Source organism: Amycolatopsis sp. cmx-11-51 (genome assembly GCF_047608665.1).
GTDB lineage: Bacteria > Actinomycetota > Actinomycetes > Mycobacteriales > Pseudonocardiaceae > Amycolatopsis.
Map to the genome: position 1 here is coordinate 1 of NZ_JADNQO010000026.1, position 20,288 is coordinate 20,288.

9 protein-coding genes are annotated in these 20,288 nt (G+C 68.7%); 6 read left to right on the forward strand and 3 right to left on the reverse strand.

What is annotated here, in order from left to right; translation table 11 throughout:
• From ACM6LU_RS37465 to ACM6LU_RS37475, 3 genes are all read right to left on the reverse strand, one after another.
• The coding region (locus tag ACM6LU_RS37465) for a non-ribosomal peptide synthetase (protein ID WP_414942609.1) at window positions 1-4,570 on the reverse strand (4,570 nt) is incomplete at its 3' end.
• Window positions 4,571-4,584: 14 nt separating this feature from the next.
• Window positions 4,585-10,866: an amino acid adenylation domain-containing protein gene (locus ACM6LU_RS37470; RefSeq protein ID WP_414942610.1), complete on the reverse strand. Its 6,282-nt coding sequence runs from the start codon at window positions 10,864-10,866 to the stop codon at window positions 4,585-4,587.
• Window positions 10,863-11,135 (reverse strand): acyl carrier protein, encoded by a 273-nt coding sequence (locus ACM6LU_RS37475; protein ID WP_414942611.1) that lies wholly within the window; start codon window positions 11,133-11,135, stop codon window positions 10,863-10,865. Before ACM6LU_RS37475 ends, ACM6LU_RS37470 begins: the two co-directional genes overlap by 4 nt.
• Window positions 11,136-11,386: 251 nt before the next feature.
• On the opposite strand from ACM6LU_RS37475, the gene ACM6LU_RS37480 reads away from it, so the two are divergent.
• From ACM6LU_RS37480 to ACM6LU_RS37505, 6 genes are all read left to right on the forward strand, one after another.
• Entirely contained in the window at window positions 11,387-12,214 is an 828-nt protein-coding gene (locus ACM6LU_RS37480) for an alpha/beta fold hydrolase (protein ID WP_414942612.1), read from the forward strand.
• Window positions 12,215-12,225: 11 nt separating this feature from the next.
• On the forward strand, window positions 12,226-14,178 hold the full coding sequence (locus ACM6LU_RS37485) for an ABC transporter ATP-binding protein (RefSeq protein ID WP_414942613.1): 1,953 nt from the start codon (window positions 12,226-12,228) through the stop codon (window positions 14,176-14,178).
• 35 nt (window positions 14,179-14,213) lie between these two features.
• On the forward strand, window positions 14,214-15,146 hold the full coding sequence (locus ACM6LU_RS37490) for an ABC transporter ATP-binding protein (RefSeq protein WP_414942614.1): 933 nt from the start codon (window positions 14,214-14,216) through the stop codon (window positions 15,144-15,146).
• On the forward strand, window positions 15,128-16,168 hold the full coding sequence (locus ACM6LU_RS37495; protein ID WP_414942615.1) for an ABC transporter permease subunit: 1,041 nt from the start codon (window positions 15,128-15,130) through the stop codon (window positions 16,166-16,168). Before ACM6LU_RS37490 ends, ACM6LU_RS37495 begins: the two co-directional genes overlap by 19 nt.
• Before the next feature lie 183 nt (window positions 16,169-16,351).
• Window positions 16,352-17,854 (forward strand): tryptophan 7-halogenase, encoded by a 1,503-nt coding sequence (locus tag ACM6LU_RS37500; protein WP_414942616.1) that lies wholly within the window; start codon window positions 16,352-16,354, stop codon window positions 17,852-17,854.
• Complete coding sequence (locus ACM6LU_RS37505; RefSeq protein ID WP_414942617.1) at window positions 17,851-20,190, forward strand: penicillin acylase family protein; 2,340 nt, start codon at window positions 17,851-17,853, stop codon at window positions 20,188-20,190. Before ACM6LU_RS37500 ends, ACM6LU_RS37505 begins: the two co-directional genes overlap by 4 nt.
• Window positions 20,191-20,288 lie beyond the last annotated feature (98 nt).

Below are 20,288 nucleotides of genomic sequence, written 5' to 3' on the forward strand. Positions count from 1 at the left end.
TCGCGAGCCTGCGATCCGGGGCGTCCACAAGGGCGGTGACAAGATTCTCGACACAGGTGTGCAGCAGCTCGCACACCTGCACCGGATCCACTGGCGCCACGGCCTCCACGACCAAGTCGAAACCGGTGGGGCTCTGGTTCACGGAGATGTCGAGCGGGTAGTTCGTCGGGTCTCTCGCCAACAGCGCTTCGACGCCTTCGAGGCCGGTGCCCGACTGCTCGACGTCTCGCTGGAGGTGCCGATAGTTGACGATCGAGGTGAACAGGGGCCCGCCACCGGACAGCCCGCTGGCCGCCTGCGCCAGGGTCAACGGCGCGTGCTCGTGCACCATCAGGTCAGCGAGCTGGTCACGCATCCCGATCAACGCGTCGCCGACGGTCTGCTCCGCGGTCCTGACCCGGACCGGCAGGGTGTTCATGAACAAGCCGGGAACGCGGTCCGCGCCCAAGTTCGCCCGCCCGAGCAGCACTGTGCCGAACACGACGTCGGGACGCTCGGACACGGCCGCCAGCACCCGCGACCAAGCGACGTGGAAGACCGTCGCGGGACTCACCCCGCGTGACCGCGCCACCTCCCGCAGCCGCTCGGCCAGCCGGTCGTCCACCGCCAGCCTGCCCTGCGTGATCCCGGCGCCGTCGCCGTGCACGTCCAGGAGCCCGTAGGGGGCGCAAGTCTCGGTCACGTCACCCAGCAGTCCGGCGAAATGGCGTTCGTGGTCCTCGCCGGACATGCCCAGCCGAGCCTGTGTCACGAACTCGCGGAACGGCACGGGCGCTGGTAACGCGTCAGCCCGCCCCTCCATGAACGCCTTGATCTCGTCCAGTACCACTTCCAGCGCGGCGTGGTCCTGGATCAGGTGATGCATGCGTACCAAGGCCAGCCAGGCCGTGCCCTCGGGTTCCGGCGCGACGCGGACGCTCAACAGCGGCGCCCTGCCCAGCTCCATCCATCCGTCGGCGTCAAGGGGTCCTTCGGTGACCGGCAATTCGGCGTGCCTCCACACCACCTGGACCGGCCCCGGCAGGCCCTCCCAGACGATCGCCGTGCGGTACACGTCGTGCCGGTCGATGACCCGCTGCAACGCGTCGAGCAACGCGGTCACCCGGTCCCGGGTGTCGAGCCGCAGTGTGAACGGCATCGCGTAGACATCGTCACCGTCCCGATCGGCCATCAGGTGGTGGAAGAGGAGCCCCTCCTGCAACGGCGCCAGCGGATAGACGTCCTGCACGTTCGCCGCGCCACCAGGGACGGTCGCCACGATCCGGGCGATCTCGTCTTCGGTCAGGTCGACCAGTGGCAGCATTTCGGGCGTGATCTCGCTGGTGTGCGGCGGGATCAGGTTGGGCGGTACCGTCACCGGCTCCGGTCCCGCGACGGCCGCCAGCAGAGCCGGGGTCGGCGTCACGAACAACGCCCGCACCGACACCGACACCCCGCGCTGCCGCAGCCATTCCACCAGCGAAACCGCCAGCAGCGAATGGCCGCCGAGTGCGAAGAAGTCGTCGTCGACGCCGACGGCGGGGAGTTCCAGCACCTCGGCGAACGCCTGGCACAACAGCTCCTCGCGCGGGCCGGCGGGGGCGCGGCCGTCACCCGCCGCGTACTCGGGAGCGGGGAGTGCCGCGCGATCCACCTTGCCGTTCACCGTCAGCGGCAGGACGTCCAGCTCCACCAGCGCCGAGGGCACCAGATAAGCGGGCAGGCGCTCGGCCACGTACTCGCGCACCGCTTCGGTGACGGCGGTGCCACGTATCTCGGGTACCAGGTAGCCGATCAGCCGCTTCCCACCGGACGTGTCCTCCTGGACGACGACCGTGGCCTGCGCGACCGCCGGATGCCCGGCGAGCGCCGCCTCGACCTCACCGAGTTCGACCCGGAATCCGCGAATCTTCACCTGCTCGTCCGCGCGACCGCCGAACACCAGACGACCGTCCGAAGACCACCGGACCAGATCGCCCGTCCGGTACATCCGCTCGCCCGAACCGAACGGGCAAGCCACAAAACGCTCCGCTGTCCACAAAGGACGATTCAGGTAGCCGCGCGCGACGCCCGCACCGGCGACGTAAAGTTCACCGGCCACCCCGACCGGAACCGGGCGCAACCCTTCATCGAGCACGTAGACGCGCATGTTGTCCATCGGTCGCCCGATCGGCAGCACATCGCCGACCTCACCGTCAGCACCGACTTCATGCTGGGTGGCGCACAACGTCACCTCGGTCGGACCGTACAGCTGCCGCACCACCACACCGGGATTCGACTCCAGCACCCGCCGCACGGACTCGGCCGGAACCACATCCCCACCCGTCAGCACCTCACGCACATCGGCGAAACACTTCGGATCCCGGTCCGCCAGCACCCGGAACAAACCCGCCGTCACATGCACATGCGACAACGCGTACTCCGCGATCAACCGGCGCAGCACAGCGGCGTCCATCCGTTCCACCGGTGCCACCACGACGGTCCCGCCCGACAACAACGGCACCCACAACTCGTACGACGACGCGTCGAACGCGTACGGCGCATGAAACAACACCCGCGACGTCACACCCCAGCACCGGTCCTCCGCCAAGCCGACCACATCCCGGTGAGTCGCCACCACACCCTTCGGCACACCAGTCGAACCCGACGTGTACATCACATACGCGGCACCATCGGGCGACATCGCACCAGGCAGTTCGGCCACAGAGTCCGTCTCGCCATCGGACTGGATCACCGTGAGCCCGAGATCGTGCCGAGCCGTCGCCTCGTGCACCACCAGCACCGCGGCGCCCGCGTCCTCGAGCACGGCACGCATCCGCGTTTCCGGCCAGCTCACGTCCACCGGGACGAAAGCGGCGCCGGTCTTCAGGATCGCCAGCAGTGCCACCACCAGCTCGCTGGAACGCTCCATCAGCACCGCGACCGCCAATTCCGGCCCGGCCCCGGCGGCCACCAGTGTCCGCGCGAGGCGGTCCGAGCGCGCGTCCAGTTCCCCGTAGGTGAGCTCACCGCCGTCCCACACCACCGCGATCCCGGCCGGAGCCACCTTCACCCGTTCAGCGAACGCCTCCGGCACCGAGATATCCGAAGTGGACACCGCTGTCGCGTTCCACTCCTCCACCAGCTGGGTGAGTTCGGCCGCTTCCGGGAGTTCCACCGAGCCGACCGGCAGGTCAGGGTTCGCGGACATGGCCGTCAGCACCCGCACCAGGTAGCCCGCGATCCGGGCCACCGTATGCGTGTCGAACAGGTCGGCCGATCCCGTGAGCACACCCCGGATCCCCGCCGGGGCGCCCGCTTCGTCGAAGACCTCACCCAGCGTCGCTTCCAGATCGAACTTGGCCGTCGTCCGGCCGATCGAGAGCGCCTCGGCGCGCACACCGGGGAATTCGGGGGCGGCACCGTCGTCCAGGGGCGCCAGGACGACCTGGAACAGGGGGTGACGGGCGAGCGCGCGGACGGGAGCGAGTTCCTCGACGAGTCGCTCGAACGGCACGTCCTGGTGAGCGAAAGCGCGCACCGCGGTGGCACGCACGCGGTCGATCGCCTCACCGAACGTCGGGTTCCCGGACAGATCGGCTCGGACCACCAACGTGTTGACGAAGAACCCGACCAGGTCGTGCAGGCCTTCGTCGGATCGCCCCGCGGTCGGAGTGCCGATGGGGATGTCGTACCCCGCGCCGAGCCGGGACAACGTCACCGCCAGCCCCGCCTGGAGCAGCATCGGCAGTGTGGCGCGACGCCGGCGAGCCAAAGTGACCAGCCTGCCGTGCACCGCCGCCGGAACGCCGACCCCGATCGCGTGCCCGCGATGGGAAGGTTCCACCGGCCGCGGGCGATCCGCCGGGAGGTTCAGCTCTTCGGGGACGCCGGCCAACGCGTCGCGCCAGTAGCCGACCTGCCGCGACAGCAAACTGTCCGGGTCGTCCTTCTCGCCGAGCAACTCCCGCTGCCACAACGTGTAGTCGGCGTACTGCACGGGCAGGTCCGGCCAGTCCGGTTCGCGACCCGCGCCATGCGCGGCGTACGCGGCGGCGACGTCCCGCGCGAACGGGCCCGCCGACCAGCCGTCGGTGGCGATGTGGTGGATGACCACCACGAGCACATGCGATTCCGGTGCCAGCGCGAACAACCAGGCGCGCACCGGAATCTCGGCGGACAAGTCGAACGGGTACGCCGCCACCCGTGCCACCGCGCCCGGCAGAGCGCTCGCGTCGATCTCCTCACCGGGCGGCTCGACGGCCGCCTCGACCGAGGGCAGTTCCGCCGGCCGGTCCCACTTCAAGTCTCGCAGGGCCGCAAGCTGTCGGCGCGACGCCGGATCCTCGGTCCCCCTCACCCGCACCACCGGAAGATCCCAGGCCAGCTCACCGGGCTCCACGATCCGCTGACGCGGCTCGCCGTCCACCTCGGGGAAGACCGTGCGCAGCGCCTCGTGGCGAATGATCACGTCACGCAGCGCGGCGGCCAGGGCCACCTGGTCCAGCGGCCCGGTCAGCCGCAGGATGCTCGGGCTGTTGTACGTGGCGCCTGCCCCTTCGATCCGCCACTGCAACCACAATCGCTGTTGTGCGAACGACGCGGGAATCATCGGCTCCTCTTTCTTTAACGCATCCGTCGCAGCGCGGGCCTGACATGTTCGGTCCGGTCGCCGTGCTCGGCGAGCCAGGCGGCGAGCCCGGCCGGGGTGGGAGTCGCGAACAGTTCTTCGATCGGCAGTTCCGCCCCCGTCGACGCGCGGATCCGGGCGACGAGCCTGGTGGCGAGCAGCGAATGGCCGCCGAGCAGGAAGAAGTCGTCCTCCACGCCGACCTCGGGCACGGCGAGGGTCTCGGCGAACGCCGCGCACAGGGCCGCTTCGCGTTCGTTGGCGGGACCCCGGCTCGTCCGGCGAGCCGACGCGTAGTCCGGTGCGGGCAGCGCGGCGACGTCGAGCTTGCCGTTGGGCGTGCTCGGCAAGGCGTCGAGCACCGTGACGGCCGACGGGCACAGGTAGCCGGGGAGCCGCGCGGCGGCGTGGGCGCGGACCTTCGCGGTGATCTCGCCGGCGGTGTCGGTGTCCTTGGCTTCCTGGGTGGGCAGGATGTAGGCGACCAGTCGCAGGTCGCCCGGCACGTCCTCCCGCGCCGTCACGACGGCCTGGGCGACCGCCGGGTGCCCGGCCAGCACGGCGCGGACCTCCCCCGGTTCGACCCGGTGGCCGCGGATCTGGACCTGGTCGTCCACGCGGCCCGCGAACACCAGCAGGCCGTCGGCGTTCCAGCGGCCCCGGTCCCCCGTCCGATACATCCGGACACCCGGGGACCCGAAGGGACACGCCACAAAACGCTCACCGGTCAAACCCGCACGATTCACATAACCACGCGCCAACTGCGGACCAGCCACATACAACTCACCCACCACACCCACCGGAACAGGCCGCAACCATTCATCCAGCACATACACCGACAAACCCGCAAGACCCCGACCGATCACACCCCCCTCGGTATTCGGTGCGAGATCGCAATGGGTGACATGCACCGTCGTCTCAGTAATCCCATACATATTCACCAACCGAGGACCGGAATCACCAAACCGCTCCCACCACTCGCTCAACCGCGCGGGCTCCAACGCCTCCCCACCGAACACCACCGCCCGCACACACGCCAGCCCCGCCCCCGACTGAGCTGCCATCAACTGATAGAACGCCGACGGCGTCTGACTCAACACCGTAACCCGCTCCCGCTCCAGCAAATCCACAAACTCCCGCGGCGAACGCGACACCTCGAACGGCACCACCACAACCCGGCCGCCATACAACAACGCGCCCCACAACTCCCACACCGAGAAATCGAACGCGAACGAATGAAACCACGACCACACATCATCCGCACCAAAATCAAACAACCCACCAGCAGCCGCGAACAACGCCACCACATTCCGATGCGGAACCACCACCCCCTTCGGCAACCCCGTCGAACCCGACGTGTAAATCACATACGCCGCATGAGCAGAAAGCAACCGAACAACCGGGGCGACCTCAGACACCACGTCCTGCCCTGGTTCGTCCGCCACCACAACCGGAAAACCCTCTGGTACCACGGACACACAATCCGACGTCGCCACCACACACACCACGTCCGCGTCCGCCAGCACGAAACCGGCCCGCTCCACCGGAGAATCCGGATCCACCGGCAAATACGCGCCACCCGCCTTGAGCACACCCAGCAACGACACCACCGACTCGGCCGACCGTCGCGCCACCACACCCACGACCGACTCCGGGCCGACACCTTCGCCCACCAAGCGACGGGCCAGACGATTCGCCCGAGCGTTCAGTCCCGCATACGTCAGCTGGGCACCAGCGAAGGTCACTGCGACGGCCTCCGGGGAAGCCGCTACCTGCCGCTCGAACAAGGTCACCAAGGTCTCGTCAGATGCTTCCACGGCTTCGTCGTGGACCTCGTCCAGCAGCCAACGTCGTTCGCCGGGAGCCAGCAGGTCGAGATCACCCACTCGACGGCGGGGGTCCTCGGCCACCTGCTCCAGTAGCCGCGTCAGCCGATCCAGCAACGTCCGAACCGTTGCGGTGTCGAAGAGATCGGTGGCGTACTCCACTGTCCCTTCGACACCGGAAGGAGCGCCGTCCTCCCCATAGCGATCGGTCAGGCCGACCATCAGGTCGAACCGGGCCGTACCGGTGCCGATCGGTTCCGGCCGGGTTTCGAGGCCGGGCAACTCGAAGGTCGCGAACGCCGCGTCCTGCAGGGTCAGGCTGACCTGGAAGAGGGGGTGGTGTGCTGGGGAGCGGTCCGGATTGAGCACCTCCACCAGGTGTTCGAACGGGACGTCCTGGTTCTCGTAGGCGGCCAGATCGGTTTCCCTGACCCGCAGGAGCAGGTCGTGGAAGGTCGGGTTGCCGGAGACGTCGGTCCGCAGCACCAGCGTGTTGACGAAGCAGCCGACCAAGTCGTCCAGGACGGCGTCGTGGCGGCCGGCGATCGGTGCCCCCAGCGGGATGTCGTCCCCCGCGCCGAGCCTGGCCAGCAACGCGGCCAGCGCCGCGTGCACCACCATGAACAGGGTTGCTCCGCGTTCCCTGGCGAGTTCCACCAGATCCCGGTGCAGGGATGGCGTCAGCCGGAACGACAGCAGGTCGCCACGGCCGGTCGCCACGGCCGGTCGGGGCCGGTCGGTGGGCAGCCGCAGCCGGGCAGGCAGCCCGGCCAGCCGATCCCGCCAGTAGCTCAGCTGGCGGCCGAGCAGGCTCTCCGGATCGTCTTCCTGACCCAGGAGCGCGTGCTGCCACACCGTGTAGTCCGCGTACTGCACCGGCGGCTCCGGCAACCGGGGCGCCCTGCCCTGGCTCCGCGCGGCGTACGCGGCGGCGAGGTCACGTGCCAGCGGCTTCATCGACCAGGCGTCCCCCGCGATGTGGTGAACGACCAGTACCAGCAGATGATCGTCCGGCCCCACCGCGAACAGTTCGGCCCACAGCGGCGGATCCGTGGCCAGATCGAAGACGTGGCCCGCGGCCCGCGCCCACTGCTCGGGACGCCCGCCCTCGTGCACCACCAACCGCGGCCGGGCCTCGTCCGGATCGAGGATCCGCTGGCAGGCCGTCCCGTCCACTTCCGGGAAAACGGTCCGCAGCACTTCGTGCCTGGCCACCACGTCGGCCAGCGCCGCCTCGAGCGCCGCATGCTCCAGCGCACCGGTGATCCGCAGGCCCAGCGGAGCATTGTAAGTCGCCGACCCGCCCTGCATCCGGTGCAGGAACCACAACCGGCGCTGTGCCGAGGACAGTGGCACGGGGTCCTGGCGCGGCACCGCCCGCAGCGCGGGGCGGGCGGTGGCGCCGCTGTCGAGCCCGGCGGCCAGATCCGCCACCGTGGGTGCCCGGAACACGGTCCGCATCGGCACTTCAAGGCCGAGTGTGGCCCGGATGCGGCCGATCAACCGGGTGACGGCCAGCGAATGCCCGCCCAGTGCGAAGAAGTCCTCGTCGACACCCACTCGCGCCAGCCCGAGCACCTCGGCGAACAGGCGGCACAGAATCGCTTCCCGCGGGGTGCGAGGCGCCCGGTCCGAGATCACGACCTCTGGCGCGGGCAAGGCCTTCCGGTCCACCTTTCCGCTGGGAGACAACGGAATAGCCGCGAGCACCTGCACCACCGAGGGCACCATGTGGTCCGGCAGCACCCGCGCGGCGAATCGGCGCAGCTCCAGCACGTCCACTTCCGCCCCGGCCCCGGGCACCACGTAGGCCACCAACCGCGCGCGATCGCCTGGCTCGTCGGTGGCCACCACGACCGCCCGCGCGACCGCCGGGTGCCGGGCCAGCGCCGCCTCGATCTCGCCGGGCTCGACGCGGTATCCGCGGATCTTGACCTGCTCGTCGGTCCGGCCGAGGAACTCCAGCACCCCGCCGGTGGTCCACCGCGCCAGATCTCCCGTCCGGTACATGCGTCCCGCCGCGGTGGCGTCCCCGAACGGACACGCCACGAACCGTTCCGCGGTCAGCCCGGGACGGCCCGCGTAACCCCGCGCCAGCCCGGCTCCGGCCACGTACAGTTCGCCCACCACTCCTGGTGGGGCCAGGCCCAGCGCATCGTCCAGCACGTACAGGCGAGTCTTCGCGATCGGTGTGCCGATCGGCACCGCGTTGCCCACCGGACGCCCCGCGGTCATCTCGAACACGCAACAGCCGACCACCGTCTCGGTCGGCCCGTACTCGTTGATCACGACCGTGCCGGGAGCGGCCGCCAGCCAGGCTCGTACCTCGGCACCGGGCAGCGCGGCCCCGCCCACCACCAGCCGCCGGGCCGCCGACGCCCGCTGGTCCCGCGACAGCAGTTCCGCGAGCAGCGGCAGGTGCCCTGGCACCACTTTCACGAGTCCGAACTCGTCGTCCCCGCCGGCTCGCACGAGGTCGGCCAGCCCCTCAGGGCCGCCTTCGGGGCTGATCACCACCGTGCCGCCGCACACCAGCGGCGCCAGCACGCTCGTCACCGTGAGGTCGAACGCGAGCGACGAGTGCAGCGGAACCCGGTCCCCCGCACCGATCCGGTAGAACTCGACCGCCCACGCGAGGTAGTTCGCCAGCCCCGCGTGGGTGACCGCGACACCTTTCGGCACGCCCGTCGAACCGGACGTGTACATCACATACGCCAACTGGCCGGGCAGCACGGCAGGCGCGGACGCCGGTGTCCCCACCGGGCCGGACACCCCGTCGGGCCCGATCAGCACGGTGGCACCGCCGTCGGCGCGCATGAACTCCACGCGCTCGGCGGGATGGTCCGGGTCGATCGGCAAGTACGCCGCTCCGGCCAGCCAGGTCGCCAGGATCGCGGTGAGCATCTCGGGCCCGCGCGGTAGGCACACGGCGACCACCGACTCGGTGCCGACGCCGTGCTCACGCAGCGAGCTGGCCAGCCGACGCGCCCGATCGGCCAGCTCGCCGTAGGTGAGCTCCGCCTCGCCGCAGACGACCGCCACCGCGTCCGGGGTCCGCGCGACATGCTGTTCGAACCGGTCAAGCGCGGTCGCGCCGTCGACTTCGGTGTCGGTGCGGTTCCAGTCCACGAGTACACGTCGCCGCTCGTCGTCGTCGAGGACGTCGATCCGGTCCAGGCGCTCGGTGGGCGACGCGGCCGCCAGGCGGTTCAGTACCCGGCGGAACCTCCGGACGATCTCCGCTCCCGACGCCGGGTCGTGCAGCGCGGGATTCAGCTCGACGAGCAACTGGACGCCGCCGCCCGCCGAGCGATCGAAGACATCGATGGCCAGATCCTCGACAGGCCCGCTCGACAGGCCGCACCGCGTGGCGACGGCGTCCGCGAAGCGCAGCGGACGGCCGAGGGACATCACGTTGACGCTCAGGGAACGCAGTGAGCCCCGGCCGACGAGTCCGCGATCGGCGAGGATCTGCCCGTACGGGTAGCGCTGGTGGCGCAGGCAGTCGAACACCGCGCGCGAAGTCTGCCGCACGAACGCGCCGACGGTGCCGCCTCGCGGGATCGCCAGCCGGAGCGGCACCACGTTGGAGGTCATCCCGGGGATCCCGAGCTCCCGTTCGGTGGTCCGCCCGCTGACCGGCAGCCCGAGGACGACGTCGCGTTCCCCGGCCGTGCGCTGCCGGTACAAAGCCGCGGCGGAAAGCGCCAGTCCGGCGAAGCTCGTGCGCAATCTTCGTGCCGCCACTTTCAACTCGGCGGCTTCGTCCGCGTCGATCTCGTCGCCTCGCAGGATCGGCCGCCCCGGCAGGGACCGGGTCCGGTCCGTCCCACTGGGTTCCGGCAGGTCCGACAGCGCGTCGAGCCAGAACCGCCGGTCCCGCTGGGAATCGGCGGAATCCCGGTAGGCGTGGTCCGCGTCGAGCAGTACCGAAAGCGGCTTCAGCATGCCGTTCTCGGGTTCCAGCCCGGCGGCGAGTGCCGTGTAGACGTCCGCGACGCGGGCCGCGAACGTCGAAAGGCTCGCCCCGTCGAGGACGACGTGGTGCACGCGCTGGTACCAGAGGACCAGAGCGGGCCCGAGCCGGAACACGGCATGAGCGGAAGGCGGGCCTGCCAAGAGATCTACCGACCGGTCCAGATCAGCCGCCATCCACTTTTCGGCGGCCACGCGTGGATCCGCGGAGGCACCGAGATCGGCGACGTGGACCGGATGCTCCATCGAGGCGTCGACGTACTGCCGGGGTGTCCCGTTCTCGAGCCGGAACCGGAGCCGGTACGTCTCGGCCTCCCGCAAGGCCCGGCGCAGTGCCACGACGAGCAGGGCGACGTCCACGTCGCCGTGGATCTCCAGGTACTCGGCGATGTTGTAGGCCGGGTTCTCCGGCGCGAGTTGCTGGGAGTACCAGACACCGAGCTGGCTTGAGGTCAGCGAGAGGTCCAGACCACTCATGTAGTCGCCAGCTCGGTGAGGTGGGTGGTGAGCGCGGCGACGGTGTCGACGTCCCAGAGCAGGATGGGCTCGACGAGAATGCCGAGCGTGTCCTCGATGTCCCCGCACAACGCGAAGGCGTACACCGAATCCAGTCCGTAATCCGACAGCGGGACATTGGATTCGATCTCCTCGGCGGGAATCATGGCGTAATGCGCCACGCGCTCGACGAGCCAGGACTGGATTTTCTCGGCAGTCAGGCGGATAGCGGTCAGATCGGCGTCGGACACGACAGGCCTCCTCGGCTCAAGGCGGCTCAATATGGCCTACGGAAACACGGCGCATCAACCGATCGCCGAGGCGGGCGTAGACGCCCAACTGACGACGCCCCCGCAGTTGGACGCGTTGGTACCACTGTCAATCACGGCTGTCCGCGACGGCCTGTACCCCCACCCCGACCCATGCCATAGTGACGCCGCTCCTGAATCGGGACGGACGCGGCATCGCACGCCATCCGGCGATCAGGCTGGAGGGAAATGACATGGGTGGTGCCGCTTACCGGCACGCCACGGACTTCGTCACCGCGAATGGGATCCGTCTCGCGTACGAACGTTCGACGGGCGGCGAACCGGTTCTGCTGATCGCGGGATCCGGCTCCGCGGGCCACTTCTGGACAGTGAACCAAACACCCGCGCTGCACGCCGCGGGCTACGCCACGGTCGTGTTCGACAACCGTGGCATTCCGCCTTCCGACGCACCCGACGGCAAGTATTCGCTCGCGGATCTCGTCGCCGACACCCGAGGACTGATCGAGGGGCTGGACCTCGCGCCGTGCCGGATCGTCGGCATGTCACTGGGCGCGATGATCGCCCAGGAACTGGCGATCGACCATCCGGAACTCGTGCGGTCCGCGGTATTGATCGCCACCAGGGCCCGCGCGGACGCCGCCAGGCTGGCTCAGACCGAAGCCGAGATCGCGCTGGCGGAAAGCGGCGTACGGCTCCCCGCCGCGTATGAGGCCGCCACAACGGTCTTCAAGATGTTCTCACCATCCACATTGGACGACGACAACGCGGTGGCGAGCTGGCTCGACGTCTTCGAGATGTCCGGGACAGGGACCGTCGCCACCGGACAGACCTGGGCCGACCTGGTCGGCGACCGGCGCGTGGCCCTGTGCCGCGTGGCGGCCCCCTGCCGGGTCGTGACCTTCACCGACGACCTCATCACCCCGCCGCACCTCGGCGCGGAGGTCGCCGAGGCGATCCCCCGCTGCGACCTCGTCGAGATCCCCGGTTGCGGGCATCTCGGCTGTCTCGAACGCCCGGACGCGGTCAACGCGGCGATCACCGAGTTTTTCGACAACAACTGAGGAGAACTTTCGTGACCATCGGAGACGACCCGAGCCTCGGCACGATCGGGCTGCGCGTCGAAGGCCTAGTCGAGCCACAGCCGATCAAACCCGGCACGGTGAAGCGCATCATCCCCTATGCCCTGCGCTATCGCTGGTCACTGCTCGTCGTGATGGTGGCGACCGTGATCGACGCGGTCATCATGGTGTCGACCCCACTGTTCCTGAAGGGGATCATCGACGACGGCATCACCCCCGGGAACATGTCCGTCGTGCTGACGCTGAGCCTGATCGTCGTCGGGCTCGCCGTGGTGAACGTCGTCGCGATCTACGCGCAGACCTGGTTCTCCGGCCGGGTCGGCCAGGGCCTCATCTTCGACCTGCGCACCAAGGTGTTCTCGCACGTGCAACGGCAGCCCGTGGCCTTCTTCACCCGCACGCGGACCGGGTCGCTGGTCAGCAGGCTCAACACCGACGTCGTCGGCGCGGAGCAAGGGATCTCGACGCTGCTGTCGCAGGCGCTGTCCACGGTGCTGACCCTGGTGCTGGTGCTCGGCACGATGTTCTACCTGTCGTGGTCGATCACCCTCGTGGCGCTGGTGTTGATCCCGATCTTCTTCCTGCCGGGGAAGATCATCGCCACGCGGCTGGAACGGCTGGCGCGCACCGGCATGCAGACCGACGCCGAACTGGGCTCGACGATGACCGAACGGTTCAACGTGGCAGGCGCGATGCTGGTCAAGCTCTACGGCCGCCGACGCGAGGAGACCGCGGACTTCTCCCGCAAAGCGGGGAAGGTCCGCGACATCGCCATCTCGATGGCGGTGCACGCACGGCTGCTGTTCATCCTGGTCACCCTGCTCACCACCATCACGACGGCCATGGTCTACGGCTTCGGCGGCTGGTTCGTCATCGACGGCACCCTGCAGCTCGGCACGCTCGTGGCGTTGGTCGGCCTGCTGCTGATGCTCTACAACCCCATCAACCAGCTGACGACCATCCAGATGGACATCATCACCGCGCTGGTCAGCTTCGACCGCGTCTTCGAGGTGCTGGACCTCGAACCGCTCATCACCGAGCGGCCGGACGCCCGGCCCCTGCCCGCCCCGGAAGCGGGGAACGGCACCGCGCCGCACGTCGAGTTCGACCAGGTCGCTTTCCGCTACCCCGGCGCCGACGAGGTCTCTCTGGCCTCCCTCGAAGCGGTGCCGGCGCGCGTGTCGGACCAGGGTGAGAACGCGCTGGTGCTGAACGAGGTGAGCTTCCACGCCCCGGCGGGGCGGCTCACCGCGCTCGTCGGGCCCTCCGGCGCCGGCAAGACCACGATCACCCACCTGGTGCCGAGGCTTTACGACGCCACCTCCGGAACGGTGCGGATCGGTGGCCACGACGTCAAGGACCTGACCCTGGACTCGCTGCAGGACTCTGTCGGCGTGGTCACGCAGGACGCGCACATGTTCCACGACACGATCCGCGCCAACCTGCTCTACGCGCGGCCGGAAGCCACCGAGGCCGAGGTCGTCGAGGCGTGCGAGGCCGCGCGGATCTGGTCGACCATCTCCCAGCTGCCCGACGGGCTGGACACGGTCGTCGGCGATCGCGGCTACCGCTTGTCCGGCGGCGAAAAGCAGCGGTTGGCCTTGGCCAGGCTGCTGCTCAAGTCGCCGCCGATCGTGGTGCTGGACGAGGCTACCGCGCATCTGGACTCGGAGTCCGAGGCGGCCATCCAGCGGGCATTGAAGACCGCGCTCGCCGGACGCACCTCACTCGTCATCGCGCACCGGTTGTCCACCATCCACGACGCCGACCAGATCCTGGTGATCGACCAGGGGCGGATCCAGGAGCGTGGCACCCACCAGGAGCTGCTCGCGAATGGTGGACTCTACGCCGAACTCTACCGGACGCAGTTCTCCCAGCAGCGGGACTTCAGCGAAGAACCAGTCAAAAGTGCGACCGTCGAAAGCGGAAACCATGCTTTGGGCTGATGCCGGGAAGAACAGGGGAATCCGAGGATGAGAGCATGCCACTCGCAGACTCCCCTCCGGTGTTCCATGCAACGGACCTGGCCAAGAAGTACGGCCGCCGCGGCAAGCAGGCACTCGCCGACGTGAACCTCACCGTCCCCGCCGGCCGGGTCATCGGCCTGGTCGGCCCGAACGGAGCGGGCAAGTCGACCCTGCTGCACCTGGCCTGCGGGCTGATCGAGCCGTCAGAGGGCTCGTTGACCGTGCTGGGATCTCGTCCGGCGGCGAACGCGGCACACCTGGCGAGGGTGGGGTTCGTCGCGCAGAACACCCCGGTGTACGGGTCGTTCAGCGTGGCCGAGCACCTGACACTCGGCGCGAAGATGAACCCGGGATGGGATCCGGCACTGGCCGAGCGTCGCATCCGGCAGGTCGGGCTGAACCCGACGCAGAAGGCGGGGCACCTGTCCGGTGGTCAGCGCGCGCAGCTCGCGCTGACCATCGCGGCCGCGAAACGACCCGAACTGCTGATCTTCGACGAACCCGCCGCGGCATTGGATCCTCTGGCCCGCAAGGGTTTCCTCCGTAACCTGATGGACTTCGTTGTCGAGCTCGGCGCCAGCGCGGTGCTGTCCTCGCACCTGCTCGACGACATCGAGCAGGTCTGCGACTACCTCATCGTGCTGTGCGATTCGCGGGTGCAGGTCGCGGGTGACGTCCGCGACCTGCTGGCCTGCCACGCCCGGCTGATCGCGCCGCGCGGCGGGCTGGACCGGCTGCCCCCTGGTGTCGAGGTCATCCGGATGGAACACCACGGCCATTACAGCCACGTGGTCGTCCGCATCGGTACCGCGGCGGGGCCGCTGCCCTACCCGCCCGAACAGGTCTCGCTCGAAGAGCTCGTCCTCGCGTACATGGGCAGGGCCGCGGGCATGGGGATGGACATCGGCGTGGACGGCCAGACCGAAGCATGGGAGACCCAGCGATGATGTGGCTGAGCTGGCGGCAGTTCCGGGTCCAGGCGCTGGCAGGCGCCGTCGCACTGGCCGTGATCGTCGCTTATCTGGTGTACCTGGGCACGGACGTCCGCGAGGGCTACGACGTCTTCCAGGCCAGCTGCCGGAGCCAAGGCGACTGCGCGCAGGCGACGGCCCAGTTCCGCGCCGCCTACGAGAACACGTTGTTGTTCCTCGCGGCCGGTCTGGCCCTGGTCCCCGCCGTCATCGGGACGTTCTGGGGCGCGCCGATGATCGCCAGGGAGCTCGAGGGGAACACCCATACGCTGGCGTGGAACCAAAGCGTCACCCGTCCGCGCTGGCTGCTCACCAAGGTCCTGATCGTGGGCATCGGCGCCATGGTCCTCACCGGAGTGGCGGGCGCGGCGCTCACCTGGGCGGCGGCGCCGTTCGACGAGGTCGTCAAGAACCAGTTCAGCACCTTCGTCTTCGGCGCGCGCTACATCGCCCCCATCGGTTACGCCGCGCTGGCGTTCACTTTGGGCACCATCGCCGGGCTCCTGCTGCGGCGGACACTGCCCGCCATGGCGCTGACCCTCGTCGGATTCATCGTCTTCCAGTTCTTCTTCGCCAACATGGTGCGGCCCAACCTCGTGCCCGCCGAGCACGCCACGCTGCCGATGACCGCCGAGGTCATCAACGAGGCGCAGAACCTGGGCAGCATCACCGGCGGCTCGGTCATCGGCGGAGTGCGGATCCCGAACGCGCCCAACGCCTGGATCGCCGAAACGAGCCCGTTGCGCACCGCGGACGGCAAGACCATCGACAGCGCCAAGTTCGGTACCTGCATCAACACCCCGCCCAAAACCGGGGCGACCGGCACGTTCGGCGACGCCGCGGTGTGCCTCGCCAAGCACGACCTCCACGTCGACGTCAGCTATCAGCCCGCCAGTCGCTATTGGACGTTCCAGGTGCTGGAGACCGTGGTCTACCTCGTGCTCAGCGGAGTTCTCGTCGCGCTCAGCCTCGTCCGAATACGACGCCGGGTGAGCTGACATACCGGGAAATGCGTCGTCGGTGATTGTTACCGGCGGCGCATTTTTTGTGCTGCGAAACAGTTCGCGGTGTCCGTTCGAGAGAACTGTCCAAGGTGGGTCACCAGCAATTCTTGTGGAACCCTTGAACCGAGAGCGACCAGGAAATACGAGAGATACCGGCAACGCGTTCCAGGAGGTCGAATGAGTACGGCACGACACGAGGAATTCGACGTAGCGGTCGTCGGCGGTGGCCCCGCGGGCTCGACGCTGGCGTCGCTGGTGGCCATGCGGGGCCACCGCGTCCTGCTTCTCGAGAAGGAGACGTTCCCCCGATATCAGATCGGCGAATCGCTGCTGCCGTCCACCATCCACGGCATCTGCCATCTGCTCGGTGTCGACGGCGAAATCGCCGAGGCGGGTTTCCCCCGCAAGCGCGGTGGCACCTTCCGGTGGGGTGCCAACCCCACACCGTGGAACTTCGCCTTCTCCGTCTCACCCAAGGTCGCGGGGCCGACCTCGTTCGCCTATCAGGTCGAGCGGAGCAAATTCGACAAGATCCTGCTCGACAATTCCGTCCGCAAGGGTGTCGACGTCCGCCAGAACCACGCGGTGACCGACGTCGTGGAAGGCGAAGACGGTCGGGTGCGCGGATTGCGCTACACCGATCCGGACGGCACCACGCACGAGATGTCGGCCCGATACGTCGTGGACGCCTCCGGCAACACCAGCCGCATCCACAAACGGGTCGGGGGTACACGGAAGTACTCCGACTTCTTCCGCAGCCTGGCCCTGTTCGGGTACTTCGAGAACGGTAAGCGCCTGCCGTCGCCGAACTCCAGCAACATCCTGTGCGTCGCGTTCAACCACGGGTGGTTCTGGTACATCCCGCTCAGCGACACACTGACCAGTGTCGGCGCGGTCGTCCGCAGGGAAGACGCGGCGAAGATCCAGGGCGACCCCGAGGCGGCGATGAACTCCCTCATCGCCGAGTGCCCGATGATCGGCGAATTCCTCGCCGACGCGACCAGGGTCACGACCGGCCAGTACGGGCAGCTGCGGGTACGCAAGGACTACTCCTACCACCACACGACTTTCTGGCGGCCGGGCATGGTCCTCGTCGGCGACGCGGCCTGCTTCGTGGACCCGGTCTTCTCCTCCGGGGTCCACCTGGCCACCTACAGCGCGCTGCTGGCGGCCCGCTCGATCAACAGTGTCCTGGACGGGAGCGTCGACGAGCAGCGGGCCTTCGACGAGTTCGAGGCGCGGTACCGCCGCGAGTACGGCGTCTTCTACGAGTTCCTGACCTCGTTCTACGACATGCACATCGACGAGGGCTCGTACTTCTGGTCGGCGAAGAAGGTGACCAACAGCAGCAACACCGACCTCGAGTCGTTCGTCGAGCTCGTGGCGGGGATGTCCAGCACCGAATTCGACCTGTCCGACGCCGAGTCGGGCGTCCTGCGGCTCAAGCAGCGTTCGGCGGAGTTCGCCGACGCCATCGACACGCTGGTCGAAGCCCACGAGGAGAACATGGCGCCGTTGTTCCGGTCGTCGGTGGTGCGCCAGGCGATGCAGGAAGGATCGCAGGTGCAGACCAGGGCACAGCTCGGCGACGAGGCGGGCGAGGTCACCCCGGTCTTCGACGGCGGGCTCGTCGCCACGCCCGACGGCATGTCCTGGTGTGAACCGGATCCGGGCCGATGACGCGTCGCGGCCGGAAGGCGGGCACGATACTGGTCGTCTCCGTGCTGCTGTCCGGTCTGACTCCCCCTGCCGTGATGGCCGGACCGCGGACGGAGACCTATCAGGTCCCCGGGCTGAGCCGTCCGGTGCGGATGGTCGTGGACCACTCGGGCGTGCCCCACATCTACGCGCGGAACATCGATGACCTCTTCCTCGCACAGGGGTTCAACGCCGCGCGCGATCGGCTGTTCCAGATGGACATATGGCGGCGAAGCGGTCTCGGCCTGCTCTCGGAGATTCTCGGTCCGTCGTTCGTCAAACAGGATCGCGCGGCCCGGCTGCTCCTCTACCGCGGAGACATGGACCGCGAATGGGCGGCGTACGGACCCGAGGCGAAACAAGCGGCGATCCGGTTCACCGAAGGCATCAACGCCCGGCTGGACTGGATCGAGAGGCACCCGGAAAGCCTGCCGCCCGAGTTCTCGGAGTTCGGCTTCAAACCGGCCAGATGGCAGCCGGAGGACGTGGTGCGCGTCCGCAAGCACGGGCTGTCGATGAACGCGGCATCGGAGGTGCTCCGTTCCCGGCTGGTCTGCGCGGGCGGCATCGAGGCAGACAAGTTCTCCCACGCGCTCCAGCCCGCCCACACTCCGGCCGTGCCGGACGGGATCGATCCGTGTTCCATACCAGCGGACGTGCTGGAGCCCGTCGCCCCGGCCGAGCAGTCGGCCTTCGGCGGGCTTCCGTCCTACACCTCCGGCATGGCGGAGGGCAGCAACAGCTGGGTGGTGTCGCCGGGAAGAACCGCGAGCGGGCGCCCGGTACTGGCCAATGACCCGCACCGGGCGCTCACCGCGCCGCCACTGCGGTACATCAGCCACCTGTCGGCGCCGGGTCTCGACGTCATCGGGGCGGGCGAGCCGTTCCTGCCCGGGGTTTCCCTCGGGCACAACGAAAAGGTCGCGTTCGGGCTGACCGTGTTCGGCATCGACCAGGAAGATCTGTACGTCTACCGGCTCGACCCGGACGACCCCGGCCGGTACCGCTACCGCGACGGGTGGGAATCCTTCCGGACGGTCACCGAGGAGGTGCCCGTCAAGGACGGGCCGCCGCAGCGGATCGCAATGCAGTTCTCCCGGCACGGTCCCGTCCTGCGGGTCGACGCGGCGAGCCACGTGGCGTACGCGCTGCGCACGGCCTGGACGGAACCCGGGACGGCACCGTACTTCGGCTCCATGCGCTTCCTGCGAGCACGGAACTTCGGTGACTTCTCCGCCGCCGCGCGGCTGTGGGGCGGGCCGTCGGAAAATCTTCTCTACGCCGACACCGGTGGGAACATCGGCTGGGTCGCGGCCGGCCTGGCGCCGAAGCGTTCCGGCTACGACGGCCTGTTCCCGGTCCCCGGGGACGGCCGCCACGAGTGGACCGGCTTTCACGACGGCGCCACACTGCCCCACTCCTACAATCCGAAGAACGGATTCATCACTTCCGCCAATGACTACAACGTCCCGGCTGGCCATCCGTTCCAGGTGGGTTACGAATGGGAACCCCCGTATCGCAAGCAGCGCATCGACGACGTGCTCTCCGCAAGCCGTCGGCATTCCGTCGACGACTCGGTCCGGCTGCAGAACGACCAGGTGTCGCTGCCGGCACGCCGTCTGGTGCCGTTGCTGGCCGGACTGCGGAGCCCCGATCCTGACATCGAGAGGGCGCTGAACCTGCTCCGCGGGTACGACGGCGTCGCACACGTCGACTCGGCGCACACCGCGCTCTACGAGCCCTGGTTCACCAACCACCTCGTCCCGGCGTTCCTCCGCGTCTTCCTGAACGAGGAAGCGGCGACACTCGCCGCGCTCCCCGGCGGGAACACCGGTCTGATGCTCGACGCGCTCGAACATCCCGACCGGTGGTTCGGATCCGGCGGGGCGGCAGCCAGGGACCGGCTGCTGCTGACCACACTCGGTGCCGCCTACGCCGAAGTGCGCGCGAAACTCGGGGAGGATCCGGGTAAGTGGCGCTGGGGCGCCTTGCAGCACACCTCTTTCCTGAGCTCCACCGGACGACACGTCGGCCCGGTGGAGCGCGGCGGCTCGGGGTACACAGTAGACGTTTCGAAGTACGACCCCTCCAGTTACGACCAGGGGGTCGGGGCGTCGTTCAAAATGGCACTCGATGTCGGGCGCTGGGACGACTCCAAGGCGATCAGCGCGCCCGGTCAGTCCGGCGACACCACCGGCCCGCACTACCGCGACCTGCTGGAACGCTGGCGGACCGGAAGCACCTTCCCGTTGCACTACAGCCGCGCCGCTGTCGAACGCGACGCGGAGAACGTGATCATGTTGCTTCCCCGCCCCTAGCGTTCCATAACCGGAAGAGTGGGGAGGGTTCAGGACGGTGAACGGTCCTGAACCCTCCCCACTCGACTGTGCCGGGGTCGCCTGAGCTTGATCTACTT

Coding starts and splice junctions, on each gene's coding strand:
- ACM6LU_RS37500 (WP_414942616.1), top strand. CDS start 16,352: ATGAGTACGGCACGACACGAGGAATTCGACGTAGCGGTCGTCGGCGGT.
- ACM6LU_RS37495 (WP_414942615.1), top strand. CDS start 15,128: ATGGGAGACCCAGCGATGATGTGGCTGAGCTGGCGGCAGTTCCGGGTC.
- ACM6LU_RS37480 (WP_414942612.1), top strand. CDS start 11,387: ATGGGTGGTGCCGCTTACCGGCACGCCACGGACTTCGTCACCGCGAAT.
- ACM6LU_RS37470 (WP_414942610.1), bottom strand. CDS start 10,866: ATGAGTGGTCTGGACCTCTCGCTGACCTCAAGCCAGCTCGGTGTCTGG.
- ACM6LU_RS37490 (WP_414942614.1), top strand. CDS start 14,214: ATGCCACTCGCAGACTCCCCTCCGGTGTTCCATGCAACGGACCTGGCC.
- ACM6LU_RS37505 (WP_414942617.1), top strand. CDS start 17,851: ATGACGCGTCGCGGCCGGAAGGCGGGCACGATACTGGTCGTCTCCGTG.